The organism is Flavobacterium akiainvivens (assembly GCF_001278115.1).
Lineage (GTDB): Bacteria > Bacteroidota > Bacteroidia > Flavobacteriales > Flavobacteriaceae > Flavobacterium > Flavobacterium akiainvivens.
The window spans coordinates 626,675-639,315 of the sequence record NZ_LIYD01000005.1; the positions used below are offsets into that span (position 1 = coordinate 626,675).

The window sequence follows — 12,641 nt, forward strand, 5'->3', positions numbered from 1 at the left end:
AAAAGGGCAGAAATAATCCTGCCCTTACTGTTAACCGTAGACTACAACGCTTCAAACTTAAAATTCTTAAAGTTTACCGCGCCTTCGCCCATTGAGCACAGCCCTATGCGCAGGCTCAGGAAGCCGCTTAGCACATTGTGATTATAGCCTGAAACCTCAAGCGAGTTCTCGATTTTCTTCCAGGTGGTGCCATCGGTACTGTAAAACATATCTACGTTGTTGTTTACGTTTTTCAACCTTAGGTATATGTGGCGTTTGTTTATACCCTTTTCGGTAGGGAACTGCCAGCCTCGCAGGTTGGCCAGGATGTTTTCTTTATCGGCCAGAATCCCGCTGTAAAAACGGTTGTCATAAAATAACACCAGCCCGCCGGTTGCATTGCCTTCAATTTCCATTTCCACTTCGGCAATATACGAGTGGGTAGGGGGTACAACGGTAAGCGGTGCACAGTTTGCCACGCTGTTGCCTTTACCTTTTATGTTCAGGCCGCTTTGCGTGGCGCTGACCCTTTGGGCATCATACCCGCCAAAGAAGCTCCATTGCGGTTTTAATTCTTTACCGGTAAAAGTATCGCTAAGGCTAAAAGTACCGGCTGTTGATGCAAGCTGCGGTTTTTTGATTGGGTCTTCAGTCTTAATGCCGTCGGGAATTTTATACCAGCCATCTGCCGTCCATTCAACAGGTTGTAAAAGGGTTTGGCGCCCCATGTTGTAAAAGCCATTTTCATAGGCGTGCAGCACCATCCACCACTTGCCGTTTGCGTCTTCAAAAACAGTACTGTGCCCTTTAGACCACCATTTTTCTGACGGGCTACCGGTACGCACTACAGGGTTGTGGGGCGAATTTTCCCATGGGCCAAATGGTGTTTTAGACCGTGCCGATACCACCATGTGGCTTGTGGCAGGGCCTGCAGTACCACCCTCGGCAACGGTAAGGTAATAATAATCGCCGCGCTTAAAAAGCTTGGGGCCTTCCATACAAAAACACTCTATAGACCACTCGCGGGGAATTTCCCACCCGTCATACGCGTGTTTTAGTTCGCCGGTAACGCTAAGGCCGTCGTCTGACAACGGCACGTAACCGCCGTTGCTAAAATACAGGTAGCGCTTGCCCTTATCATCAGTAACATGGCCGGGGTCTATATTGCCTATTTTAAGGTCAATCGGGTCGCTCCACGGGCCGTTTATAGAGTTGGCGGTAACCACATAGTTGGTTTCATTCGCGGGGAAGTAAATATAGTACTTGCCTTTGTGCTTAACCAGGTCAGGTGCCCATACAGCGCCCACATATTTGTTAAGCGCATGGGTAACCGGCTGCCAGTTAACAAGGTCGGTTGAGTGCCAGATGAGTAGGCCGGGGTAATAATCGAACGACGAATGCACAATGTAGTATTCCTTTCCGTCACGCAGGAGGCTTGGGTCGGGTGAATCGCCACCGAAGATGGGGTTTACATAATAGTCTGTGCCTCTTGGGTTTGGTGTGTATTGCTTTTGAGCAAAAAGGCCTAAGCTGCACAGGGTAAGCAGGGTTAAAAATAGTTTGTTCATTGCTGTGTTTGGTTATGGTTGTAAATATAGTCTTTTAGACCATAACCTAAACGATATGCGGAAAATTATTTACCGCCCACCCAGTCCTTAAGTAGTTTTTTATTGGCTGTAAGGCTACCCATCATAAAGAATTTGTTGTTTGCCAAAGCACGCGATTCGGTAATACGTTCTTTAATTACGCCCTGGTTGTTGATGTAGTTGGAATGCAGGAAGTAGCTTCCGGTAGCATCTTTAACAATGTAACCCGTGTGGAAATCAAGCCCTACAATGTAAACCGAATTAACCGGCTGCTTTTCCATATAGGCGGCAAAGTTTGTAATACCGTTACACGAATGCACGTCTACGCACAGCTTTTTTATCATGGTGGCTGATACCGCCTGGGCCAGCTTGATACGTTCTATTTTAAACCCTAAATCAGATAGCGTGTTGGTTACAAAATAGCCGCAGGCAATTTCGCCCTCTTTTGGGTTGCGGGTCATGCCGTAAAATGCCCACGGAGTACCCTGCCAGTAGGCATAAATATCATTGTTAATTAAATTGAAGAAATAAGAGGCCGCCTCAGTATGTGGTTTGTTTTTAAGTGTGGCCTTGTGTGTGGCTACTGAGTCTTTAAAGGCGCTGTATTCAATAGTTGGGTGTTGGGGAGCTTGGGTTGTTTGCTTGTTATTATCGCCCCTACAGGCCAGGATTAAGAGGATGGGGAGGAGGAGGAAGGTGGTTTTCATAGGTTAGTGATTTGTATACTAACTTGTTTTTTGCAGGTATTATTGCATCTACGATTCAATATCCATGCGCAATATGATTTTACCGTCATCTGACTTGTAGAAATAAATATCAGTCAATACCAAATCTGCTATGTCATGTCCCCAAATGCCATATTTACCGTTGGTTTCATTTCTATTGGCAATTGTTCTTTTATCCATAGGAAGTGTTTTTATTGTTGCCGTTTCTTCCTCTTCCTTATATAGTTTGTAATAATGTTTACTGATTTCAGTAAGCAGCATTTTTCTGGAAAAACCGTTATTGGATTCTAAATTAAAATGGTATTCATTTGTTAAGGGGTAATCAATAATTACGGTAATCTTTTTGTCCTTGATTATAATATCGTCACCGTTAATTAGGTTTGGTAAATCCTCTTCAGGTTTTTCAATACTTGCCCACGGAATTATGCCGTCTTCCATTTCAACATCATCTGTTTTAACCTCAAAAGCAAAACTGCCTGCCAGGATTCCATCTTTGTATTCATCTTTATCTGAGGCATTTTCTTTTTCGGTCAGTTTTTCTATTTCAGAATTTGTATCGGGCTGAGGACTATTGTTTGTATTACAATTTATCAGTAAAAAGGGCAGGATATAAACTAAGTATTTTGCTTTCATACAATATTGATGATGAGATTGGTTGGTTTGCTTAAATGTAAATCAAAAAACGGAGCAGGAAAAACCGTACTCCGTTTATAAATGTATAAAATGTTTTGAAAAGCTATTAGAGATTACTCCACTCCGCTGCGCTTCGTTCGCAATGAACAACACTAACAGCTATCGCTTTGTCAAAAAGAAAACAAGCCAATTTAAGATAATAAGGGCCGCTGGCTTCCATTACGCAACAATCGCTTGCAGACAATAATTTTAAGAACGCTTTAAAGCCTTTAGTTTCATTCTCAAACTTATAATATTGATACTTTCCACTTTGAAAAATAGCAATATCAAAGGTCAGTTTACTAATATCAATACCAACATAAGTAAAGGATTTTTCCATAATTTTGTTTTTAAGAGAAACAAGTAGATAGAAGAACTGCTCTGAACTTATCAATCCTACTTACAGGCTCAAAGGCCTAATGAACTGTCCAAGTTTCAAGCAGAGAGGGAAAGGAACCAGCATTGCGAACAGCCTTGTAAAGACCAATGACAGAACTCGGTTTTTATTTCTTTCCCTTTTTCTATTGAAATTTAATCATTCTTTTTTATTCTCTTAAAGCTATCCAATTACAAACATAGGATGAAAAAATTGCTATAAAATGCATATGGAAAATCCATTTAGAAACCGCGGGATTATATATTCCTGCTATACTAAAATAAGCCGGGAGAGCGAAAATTTTATCCCTGAGCATATTTTTACTTATATAGAATCGGGCAGCCTGCAAATTAACGATGGGCACAAGGTGTATATCCTTAAGGCGGGTGATTTTGCTTTTTATGTAAAAAACCGCCTGGCTAAGTTTACTAAACAGCCTACGGAGCAGGGCGGGGAGTATAAATCGCTATCTGTAATGATGGACGAGCAAATGCTCCTGAAACTAAAAGGCACCTTTAAGCAACAGGCAGCGCCTGAACCGGAGTCGGTTATCCATCTGGATGCTAATCCGCTGTACAAGAGCTATGCTCAGTCACTTATTGCCTACATTAATACGGAAGAACAGCCCAGCGAGCGCCTGCTGGATGTAAAGGTGCAGGAAATAGCGCTGCTGCTTTTGGAAACAAAGCCTGAGTTTGCCAACATACTATTCGATTTTAGCGAACCGGGCAAGATAGATCTGAAGGATTTTATGCTACGGAACTTCAACTTTAATGTGGGGTTGGAGCGTTTTGCCTACCTCACGGGTCGCAGTCTCTCCACCTTTAAGCGTGATTTTGAAAAGCTATTTGGCAAGAGCCCCAGCAAGTGGCTGCAACAAAAACGCCTGGACGAAGCCTACCGACTTATTTCGCGGGAGCGTAAAAAACCATCTGACGTATATATAGAGGTGGGTTTTGAAAACCTGTCACACTTTTCGTTTGCCTTTAAGAAAGCCTTTGGTACATCGCCATCGCAGCTTAGTGAGGCTTCTTAGGGAGTTTCACAACGTGCGGCTATAACTTCTAACAGCCTGTCCTGAAAGTCTTTAATCATCATGTCTGCCCACCATTTGCCATAAAAGTTAACATTGGTTGTAAGGCTATATCCTGCTGAAAGCGATAGTTTTACAGTGCCGTTTGCCATTGGTGTAAGTGTGTAGGTGGCATTTTCAAATGTAAAGTAATTGCCCTTAAGCACATGCTGCTCAAATACCTTTTTGCTTTTGGGTACATGGCCTATGGCTATACTTACTTCAAGGCGTTTGTTTTGGGTATAATCAATAATCTTTTCGGTAAACTGAAGGCCGCCAGAAAATGTGCCGGTACGTATGCCTCCAATGGCTTTTTTTGTAACTGTGGCATTTACAGGCCGTGGAATGCCAAGGTGGTTAAAAACACCGGGGGTATACTCTGCATTGGTAATAGTTGGTACTTCAACAATGTTATGCCATATCTCTTCAGGCAAGGCATTTACAATTATAGTGCTGGTAACAGTATAAGATTGAGACGGTGCGATAAAGACCTGTTCAAGCGGGAGCAATAAAAATGGTACTATGCCAATAACTAACAGCCTGCCTTTTTTCTTCTCTTTGTGTATGGATACGAACCTGTAAATAAATGCACCCAGTGTGCCCAGTACAATAAAAGGCACCAGGAGTATAAGGAAGCAGATAAGGTCTTCTATACCTAAAAGATATAACGACAGGAAAAAGCCCAATATGGTTAGCCATGGGATGAAAATTAGCGATTTATAGCTTTTTTGCTGTTCATTATGAATAAAAAACAGGGGGATAAGCCCAACTACTACCGGCACAGCCACCATAAAGGTTATTGATGCAATATTACTATCCATAAACAGGCGCGTGAGTATGCCGTAAACTATACCTAATAAAATGCCCAGGGCAGGTAGCCTGTGTTTTTGTGCTATCATTTTATTTAAGGATTAGTTGCATAAACAACAGGTCGAGCCATTTGCCAAATTTAAAGCCTGACTCCCTAAGTATGCCGGCTTCGGTAAAGCCAAATTTTTTATGAAAGGTAATGCTGCCGACATTATCGGCATCTATACAGCCTATCATGGTGTGGTATCCGTTTTGCTTTGCCAGGTTAATAAGCTCCTGCATCAATCCGTTGCCAATGCCTTTACCGTGATGGCCTTCGGCTACATAAACCGAGTGCTCTACGGTAAATTTAAACCCATCCTTAAAACGGAATGTGCCGTAACTTCCATAGCCTACAACCACATCAGCCTCTTTAGCCACAATAACAGGCCAGCCGGCTTCGGTTTTTTCGGCATACCATTGCAGTATGTCGGCTTCAGATTTTGGTGCATAGTCATAAAGGGCGGTGCTGTGCAGGATATTATGGTTCATAATGGCCTGTATGCCTGGCAGGTCATTCGCTGTAGCGTGAAGTATTAGCATTGTTATTGTTTAGGTTTTAAAAGTACCTCTATACCTTCTACTACAACTTCAGAGCCATGTTCCCCTAAATAACAGTAAGAGCGTCCATCAGGCAGTATGACTATTGCAGTATTGTAATTAAAATGCGCGGGGATAAACATTTGCTCAATAAACCCGTGTTTATCATAAAGCCATCCATTGTTCTTTGCAGCTTCATCATTTGGGTCAAATCTTTTTTGATAGACGAAGTACTGGTTTAACTTCGTGTTTTTTGGAAGTTTCTTTTTATACGGTTTTTCTTTTGCTTTGTAATGTGGTGTGCCAAGCTCAGAAGGTGCATTAAGAGTTCCTGAATAAAAATGTATCATAGTAATGGCAGTAGTATCAGAAGGTTTTCCTGAAATACCCTGTAAAAACATCATCAATGCTTTTTGCTTTGGTTTTTCGAGTGTGAAATAGTGCTCGCGCCGGTACAGCTTTGCGGTTACAACAGTATCAAGCTGTGAGTAGGCTTCAAGATTTTTAGTGTGGTCTATCCTCTGGTTAAATTCTTCTTTTGTTATTGGGGTATCGTCTTCGTCATAATAGTTTATTTTGGCTATTGTGCCTGAGGTTTTTACCTGGTAATAGCCAAGGCCAATTTCTTTGGTTTCTTTTTTGTCGATCACAAAAATATGGTTGTCGTCTGTTGGTGTGTTTTGTGCAAAAGCAGCAATAGCAAACAATAAAAGGAATACTATTTTCATGGCAATAAAAGTTGGTTGTTTGCTAAGGTACAAAATAACCATAAGAAAACTCTTTGAGTAGATAGTGTTTCCGGACATACTACTGTTAATATTTTTTAACTGATTTTTAACAGGTTTTAAGTCCTTTCTTGTTTAACTTTTCGAAAGTTTAGCCAACTAATTTATCCCCTCATGAAAAAAATAATATACTTATTTTGCATAATAGCATTTACAAACCTTGCAACAGCGCAAAATAATGAAGTAAGTAACGACCCTGAATATCAGTTGCATTATAACAAGTATAAAGAACTATATCTAAAACGTATTTTTTCAGAAGCTTATATAAATTATGAGAAAGTTTTTGATCACTACAAAAAAATGATCAATTATGAACATAATAAATATAGGATTTTAAATGTAAAAGATCTTGGTGCCTGGACAAGGGCTCATCTTTCTGATACTAAATTTAAAAGCATTAAAGAAGCAGATGATGAATGGATTAAGCTTTTAGACGCAACAGAATTAGAAAGGAAACAGAATAATGAATTTGATACATATCAATATAAAGTTTTGAAACTGCCCTATGGCCCACGTTTAATGGCATTAGTGCTTATAGACATTATGACTGTAATCCCGGAACATTATGGCCTTTCCAAAGAAAAGGTAGACGGGTTAAAAGAATATTTAAAAAAACAAAAGCAATAAAAAGAGGCTGCCAATGGGCAGCCTCTTAAATTATAAGTAGTATCAATTATTTAAGTGATCCCACCATATCTTCCGGCTTAACCCATGCGTCAAAATCTTCAGGGGTTACATAGCCCAGGTGCACGGCCTCCTCTTTAAGCGTTGTGCCGTTTTTGTGGGCAGTCTGCGCAATTTCGGCAGCTTTGTAGTAGCCAATTTTGGTGTTAAGCGCTGTAACCAGCATCAGTGAGTTATCTACAAGCTCTTTAATGCGGGTGTAGTTAGGCTCAATACCCTGTGCACAGTGCTCATCAAACGATATACATGCATCGCCTATAAGGCGTGCAGACTGCAGGAAGTTTGCCGCCATAACCGGCTTGAATACGTTAAGCTCATAATGGCCCTGTGCACCGCCAAAAGCAATGGCAACATCATTGCCTATAACTTGCGCGCACACCATGGTAAGCGCTTCGCACTGGGTAGGGTTAACCTTGCCCGGCATAATAGAAGAACCCGGCTCGTTTTCAGGGATAAGTATTTCGCCAATACCACTGCGTGGGCCTGAAGCCAGCATACGGATATCGTTAGCTATTTTGTTTAGTGAAACCGCAAGCTGCTTAAGCGCGCCGTGTGCCTCTACAATGGCATCATGGCTGGCAAGGGCTTCAAACTTGTTAGGCGCCGTTATAAACGGGTGGCCTGTAAATTTGGCAATGTATTCGGCTACTTTTACGTCGTAGCCTTCAGGGGTGTTAAGGCCTGTACCTACTGCTGTACCGCCCAGGGCAAGTTCGCTAAGGTGTGCAAGGGTATTTTTGACTGCCTTAATGCCATAGGTAAGCTGTGCGGCATAACCGCCAAGCTCCTGGCCCAGCGTTAGGGGAGTGGCATCCATAAGGTGTGTACGGCCTATTTTAACCACATTCATATACTCCACAGATTTTGCCTTAAGCGTATCGCGAAGTTTTTCAACTCCCGGTATGGTAACCTCTACAACGGCTTTGTATGCAGCAATGTGCATGCCGGTAGGGTAGGTATCGTTGCTGGATTGCGACTTGTTAACATCGTCATTAGCTTTTAGCACGGGCTCGCCTTCACCTATTTTGCCGCCTGCCAGCACCTGCGCGCGGTTGGCTATAACCTCATTAACGTTCATATTGCTCTGTGTACCAGAACCGGTTTGCCATATAACAAGCGGAAACTCGGCATCAAGGGCACCGGTAAGTATTTCATCGCACACCTGGCCTATAGCATCACGCTTTTCTGCGCTAAGCACACCCAGGTCGTGGTTGGCATAAGCAGCAGCTTTTTTAAGATAGGCAAAACCCTCTACTATCTCTTTCGGCATAGAGCCAGACGGGCCTATCTTAAAGTTATTGCGCGAACGTTCTGTTTGGGCACCCCAGTACTTGTCTGCAGGTACTTTCACTTCACCCATGGTGTCTTTTTCAATCCTGTATTCCATTTTTGTAAAATGTTTGTGGTTGTAATGTTTAAGTTAATGGCTTTGTTAACTGTCTGGCTGTGTGCAGGCAATTTTAAAGCCAGCCAAAATTAAGCATAAATGCCACGGCGGGAAAAGGATTTCGTAATTAATTTTTAATGATTTTAAACTAAAATAGGTTGCGTTAACAAATTATTACCCTTATATTTGGTGCATAATTCAAAAAAATTCCGGAAAACATGTTTGAATTTCAAGAGTACCTTGGTTTCCTTTTATTCTTAACTATTGCTACCATAGGCTTTTGGCTTATGATGTTCCTTGTAAGCTTTGTGTTTTACTGGGTGGGCGGTGCTACCGTTGAGCTTATTAAAGAAAAAAGGGCTGAGAAAAAGCTTGTGCAATAAGCGCTATTGCATTTAAGACAAAGAAGCTTCCTAAACAGGAAGCTTCTTTTTGTTTATAGCCTTTAGAGGTTGTTAATCCATTTCGGCAGCATCAAAGTTAATGGTGTTATAAGCTGCTTCGGTAAGTTGTATATCGGCTGCTTTTTCTTCTTCAAGGGTAATATGCAGCAGGCTGGCTATTTCATCAAGCCCCAGTGTTTTGGCAAAAGCCACGATAGTGCCATAGGTAGCTATTTCATAATGTTCTACTTTTTGGCAGGCAGCAATAATACCGGCATCGCGCACAGGTCCGGGCTCAGTACTTTCCATAATATCCTGTCCTTCTTTAAGCAGGCCATCCATAGCCTCACATTTTTTTCCTACTGCTTTTTTGCCTATCTTTTCAAAAGCCTGTTCCAGTCTGGTTATTTGCTCTTCGGTTTCGCTCAGGTGGTTTTCAAGCCCCTCTATAAGGTTAGTGTTAGTAGCGTTTTTAGCCATTTTAGGCAATGCCTTGCTAAGCGCTTTTTCTGCCCAGTAAATGTCTTTCAGGCAGTCTATAAACAATTCTTTCAGGCCTTCGGCTGCGGTGCTTTTTGCTTTTACCATACCTCTGGCAGATGGGCGCGTGGCAGTGGTTTTAGATGCATTGTTTTTTGCTGTAGTTTTAGAAGCCGTGCTTCTTGTTCTTGTGGTGGTTTTAGTTGCCATTTCTTGTGTGTTTTAGTTATTTTTATATCGTGTTCTGTATCAAAAATAGCCAATGCATAATGTGCTGACAGCCAACAAAATCTTAAAACAAAACACGCTAAGAATAGTTTAACTCTGCTTGTAATATATTACTTATAAGGCACTTAAAGCCTTTACATTTTGTTATGATAAAAGCGTTTGCACCCATTGTGAATGATAAAAGCCGCATATTAATACTTGGTACCATGCCGGGCGAAAAAAGCCTGCAATTGCAGGAATATTATGGCAACCGGGGTAACCGCTTCTGGCCTATACTATTTAGTATTTTTGGCAGGGAGCTTTCGCAAGATTACAATGAAAAAGTAAAGTTGCTTACTGATAATGGTATTGCCGTGTGGGATGTTTTGGCCTACTGCCACCGTGAGGGCAGCCTCGATAGTAATATTAAAAACGAGGTAGCCAATGATTTTGAATCTTTTTACAAGCAGTATCCCGGCATAACACACGTGTTTTTCTCAAGTAAAAATGCCGCAGCCTATTATGATAAATATGTGGGCAGGAGAGAGGGTATTGTATATAATACGCTACCATCGCCCAGTGGTGCAAACGCTACTATGACTCCCGCACAAAAGCTACAAGCATGGCAAGAAATGATAGCATCTTTGTTATAGCAGGAAAAATCTTGTAAAGAAAATTGTAATTAATTGTAATGAAATTTTTCACACAGCATTTAAAAATATCTATCTTTGTTGCCAAATTATAAGCCATTGAGGCACAAGCTATGAAAAGGATTTTTTGGGTTATTATAATGTTTGTCTCACTAATGGCTATGGGCCAGTCAAACAGTTTTTTGGCAAGCAGCAATAAGCTGGTTTGGGAAAACGTGTTTATTACAAACGATACCAATATACAGGCCTTTATATCACGCCATTCTAAGCTTAAGATAACATCTGCAGATCAAAATATTATTAAAGGTAATGCGGCGGGTATTCGCAATACATGTCCGGAGACTTCTGTCTTTATGAAAGATAATGTGAGCTTTAATTTTGAAATTGAGTCGAGCGATGGTAAATATCGTGTTACTGTAACCAACATTATTTTTACTAAAAAGAATGCTAAGAAGGGAACAATTGCTGAAAATTATTTTATTAAAGACGGCCAGATATTAACTACAGGAACACTACCGGCCGACCTTAATTGTATTGATGCTTATTTTAACCGTATTTTTAATACTACACTCTACAAAAACAGGCAGTAAAAAAACGGTATCATAACACCTGATTTACAATATTTTACTATCTTTATAAGCAAATGACCTAAGGGCCTCACTTTACCCCTTTATATTTTTGTTTACCGGCACTTGTTAGTAATAAAAATAAGCGTTTCCGGGAGGATATACTCCTTTCTTATCGGTTTTAAGAATGAACACAAATTTATCGGGATTATGAAAACCTTCAGCCTTATCCTTTCGCTTACTGCTTTTAGTGCAACATTGTATTTTTTAGTAACCGATTTCCCTGATGTAACCACACTTAACGGGTTAATTTACTTTGGCATAATGCTCATTCTGCTCATGGTGTGTGTAACCGGAATAATTATTAACTGGCCGCTGCTGTCGCGCATACACAACCGTTTTAGGCTTAGCTATAAATAAGGGATTTTTGTATATTGGCATAAAAAACCAACATACATGAAATTACTTGCCTTTGCAGGAAGCAGCAGTACGCAATCCATCAACAAAAAGCTGGTTACTTATGCAGCCGGTCTTTTTAGTGCCGCCACCGAAACACAAATACTTGACCTTAACGATTATGAGCTGCCGCTTTTTAGTGTAGACCGCGAAAAGCTGATTGGGCAGCCTCCCATAGCGCGCCAGTTTCTTGATAAGATAGAGTGGGCTGATGTACTTTTTATTTCTGTAGCCGAACACAACGCAGGTATGACTGCCGCCTTTAAGAATATTTATGACTGGGCTTCACGCCAAAAAAAGCTGGTGTTTGATAATAAGCCTGTCTTGCTGATGTCTACTTCGCCCGGGCGTAATGGTGGCCTAAATGCCCTTGAAGCTGCACAAATAAGTCTTAAGCACTACGGAGGCGATATAAGGGCAACGTTTTCACTACCCTCATTCAGCCATAATTTTGATACAGAAGCCGGTGTTATATCCAATAAAGAGCTTGATGATGCGTTAAAAGATATAATCACCCATTTTAACTATGCACCCAGGGCTTAAGCAGGTTCTTCGCTTTACAAAACGTTTTGTATTAGCTATACTTATTTTTATAGGCACCTATCTGCTGGCGGTAGCCATACTTTCGCATATTACCGTTAACCGCCACCCGGCACAGGGTGGTGATATTCCGATTTACATAAACAGTAACGGCGTACATACCGATATTGTGGTGCCTATTAAAAATGATGTAAAAGACTGGACGAAAGATATACTCTTTACCCATACAAAAGCAAACGATACCATTGCGAATTATGTGGCATTTGGCTGGGGTGATAAGGGTTTTTACCTCAATACGCCCGAGTGGAGCGACCTTAAGGCAAGCACAGCTTTTAAGGCGGCATTCTGGCTGGGAACAAGCGCCATGCATACCAAATTTTATAAATCGCTTAACGAAGATGAAAGCTGTAAAAAAGTGATGATAACCCGTCAGGATTATGCTCTGCTGGTTAAATATATACAGGATAGTTTTGATGTGCAGGACAATCATGTGATTTGGATAGAAAACCAGTCATACGGCCGCTATGATGCTTTTTATGAGGCAAAACGCACTTATAGCCTTTTTTATACCTGTAACACCTGGGCCAACAGTGCCCTAAAGGCGGCCAATCAAAAGGCTGCATTATGGACGCCATATGAGGGTGGGATTTTTTGCCATTACGAATAAGGAGCTATTAAGCTATCCTGATTGCTTTTTTAGTTAA

General features: G+C 41.1%; 17 protein-coding genes. 8 read left to right on the top strand and 9 right to left on the bottom strand.

What is annotated here, in order from left to right:
- Positions 1–41 precede the first annotated feature (41 nt).
- From AM279_RS02780 to AM279_RS02795, 4 genes are all read right to left on the bottom strand, one after another.
- Positions 42–1,547 (bottom strand): family 43 glycosylhydrolase, encoded by a 1,506-nt coding sequence (locus tag AM279_RS02780; RefSeq protein WP_054406137.1) that lies wholly within the window; start codon positions 1,545–1,547, stop codon positions 42–44.
- 65 nt (positions 1,548–1,612) lie between these two features.
- Entirely contained in the window at positions 1,613–2,272 is a 660-nt protein-coding gene (locus tag AM279_RS02785; protein WP_054406138.1) for a hypothetical protein, read from the bottom strand.
- A gap of 48 nt (positions 2,273–2,320) precedes the next feature.
- Complete coding sequence (locus AM279_RS02790) at positions 2,321–2,923, bottom strand: hypothetical protein (protein WP_054406139.1); 603 nt, start codon at positions 2,921–2,923, stop codon at positions 2,321–2,323.
- A 106-nt stretch (positions 2,924–3,029) separates the two neighbouring features.
- Positions 3,030–3,302 carry an IS110 family transposase gene (locus tag AM279_RS02795; RefSeq protein WP_143090380.1) on the bottom strand — a complete coding sequence of 91 codons (273 nt, stop codon included), beginning with the start codon at positions 3,300–3,302 and terminating at the stop codon, positions 3,030–3,032.
- Positions 3,303–3,567: 265 nt separating this feature from the next.
- On the opposite strand from AM279_RS02795, the gene AM279_RS02800 reads away from it, so the two are divergent.
- On the top strand, positions 3,568–4,374 hold the full coding sequence (locus AM279_RS02800; RefSeq protein WP_082344170.1) for a helix-turn-helix domain-containing protein: 807 nt from the start codon (positions 3,568–3,570) through the stop codon (positions 4,372–4,374).
- Here the strand turns inward: AM279_RS02800 and AM279_RS02805 are convergent.
- From AM279_RS02805 to AM279_RS02815, 3 genes are read right to left on the bottom strand one after another with little or no spacing between them, the layout of a single operon-like run.
- Positions 4,371–5,309, bottom strand: a complete 939-nt coding sequence (locus tag AM279_RS02805) for an APC family permease (RefSeq protein WP_054406142.1) — start codon at positions 5,307–5,309, stop codon at positions 4,371–4,373. The genes AM279_RS02800 and AM279_RS02805 overlap by 4 nt on opposite strands.
- A gap of 1 nt (position 5,310) precedes the next feature.
- The gene (locus AM279_RS02810; protein ID WP_143090379.1) at positions 5,311–5,802 is read right to left on the bottom strand and encodes a GNAT family N-acetyltransferase; all 492 of its coding nucleotides are present in this window, start codon (positions 5,800–5,802) and stop codon (positions 5,311–5,313) included.
- A gap of 2 nt (positions 5,803–5,804) precedes the next feature.
- Positions 5,805–6,527: a hypothetical protein gene (locus AM279_RS02815; RefSeq protein ID WP_074961535.1), complete on the bottom strand. Its 723-nt coding sequence runs from the start codon at positions 6,525–6,527 to the stop codon at positions 5,805–5,807.
- A 171-nt stretch (positions 6,528–6,698) separates the two neighbouring features.
- Between AM279_RS02815 and AM279_RS02820 the strand changes: the two genes are divergently transcribed.
- Complete coding sequence (locus AM279_RS02820; RefSeq protein ID WP_054406145.1) at positions 6,699–7,211, top strand: hypothetical protein; 513 nt, start codon at positions 6,699–6,701, stop codon at positions 7,209–7,211.
- Between the two features lie 46 nt (positions 7,212–7,257).
- Here AM279_RS02820 and fumC read toward each other — a convergent pair whose 3' ends face one another.
- Positions 7,258–8,655: a class II fumarate hydratase gene (gene fumC / locus AM279_RS02825; RefSeq protein WP_054406146.1), complete on the bottom strand. Its 1,398-nt coding sequence runs from the start codon at positions 8,653–8,655 to the stop codon at positions 7,258–7,260.
- 218 nt (positions 8,656–8,873) lie between these two features.
- Here fumC and AM279_RS20740 point away from each other — a divergent pair, with 218 nt between their 5' ends.
- Positions 8,874–9,038 carry a hypothetical protein gene (locus AM279_RS20740; RefSeq protein ID WP_054406147.1) on the top strand — a complete coding sequence of 55 codons (165 nt, stop codon included), beginning with the start codon at positions 8,874–8,876 and terminating at the stop codon, positions 9,036–9,038.
- Between the two features lie 72 nt (positions 9,039–9,110).
- Here AM279_RS20740 and AM279_RS02830 read toward each other — a convergent pair whose 3' ends face one another.
- The gene (locus tag AM279_RS02830; protein WP_054406148.1) at positions 9,111–9,728 is read right to left on the bottom strand and encodes a YciE/YciF ferroxidase family protein; all 618 of its coding nucleotides are present in this window, start codon (positions 9,726–9,728) and stop codon (positions 9,111–9,113) included.
- A 164-nt stretch (positions 9,729–9,892) separates the two neighbouring features.
- Between AM279_RS02830 and AM279_RS02835 the strand changes: the two genes are divergently transcribed.
- The 5 genes from AM279_RS02835 (at position 9,893) to AM279_RS02855 (ending at position 12,604) form a co-directional block, all read left to right on the top strand.
- Positions 9,893–10,378, top strand: coding sequence for a DNA-deoxyinosine glycosylase (locus AM279_RS02835; protein WP_054406149.1), 486 nt, complete (start codon positions 9,893–9,895; stop codon positions 10,376–10,378).
- A gap of 110 nt (positions 10,379–10,488) precedes the next feature.
- On the top strand, positions 10,489–10,965 hold the full coding sequence (locus AM279_RS02840) for a hypothetical protein (protein ID WP_143090378.1): 477 nt from the start codon (positions 10,489–10,491) through the stop codon (positions 10,963–10,965).
- Between the two features lie 186 nt (positions 10,966–11,151).
- A complete protein-coding gene (locus AM279_RS02845) occupies positions 11,152–11,361 on the top strand; it encodes a hypothetical protein (protein WP_054406151.1) in 210 nt (69 codons plus the stop codon).
- 36 nt (positions 11,362–11,397) lie between these two features.
- The gene (locus AM279_RS02850) at positions 11,398–11,940 is read left to right on the top strand and encodes an NADPH-dependent FMN reductase (protein ID WP_054406152.1); all 543 of its coding nucleotides are present in this window, start codon (positions 11,398–11,400) and stop codon (positions 11,938–11,940) included.
- Positions 11,924–12,604, top strand: a complete 681-nt coding sequence (locus AM279_RS02855; protein ID WP_054406153.1) for a TIGR02117 family protein — start codon at positions 11,924–11,926, stop codon at positions 12,602–12,604. The genes AM279_RS02850 and AM279_RS02855 overlap by 17 nt, the downstream gene beginning before the upstream one ends.
- The last annotated feature ends 37 nt before the right edge of the window (positions 12,605–12,641 follow it).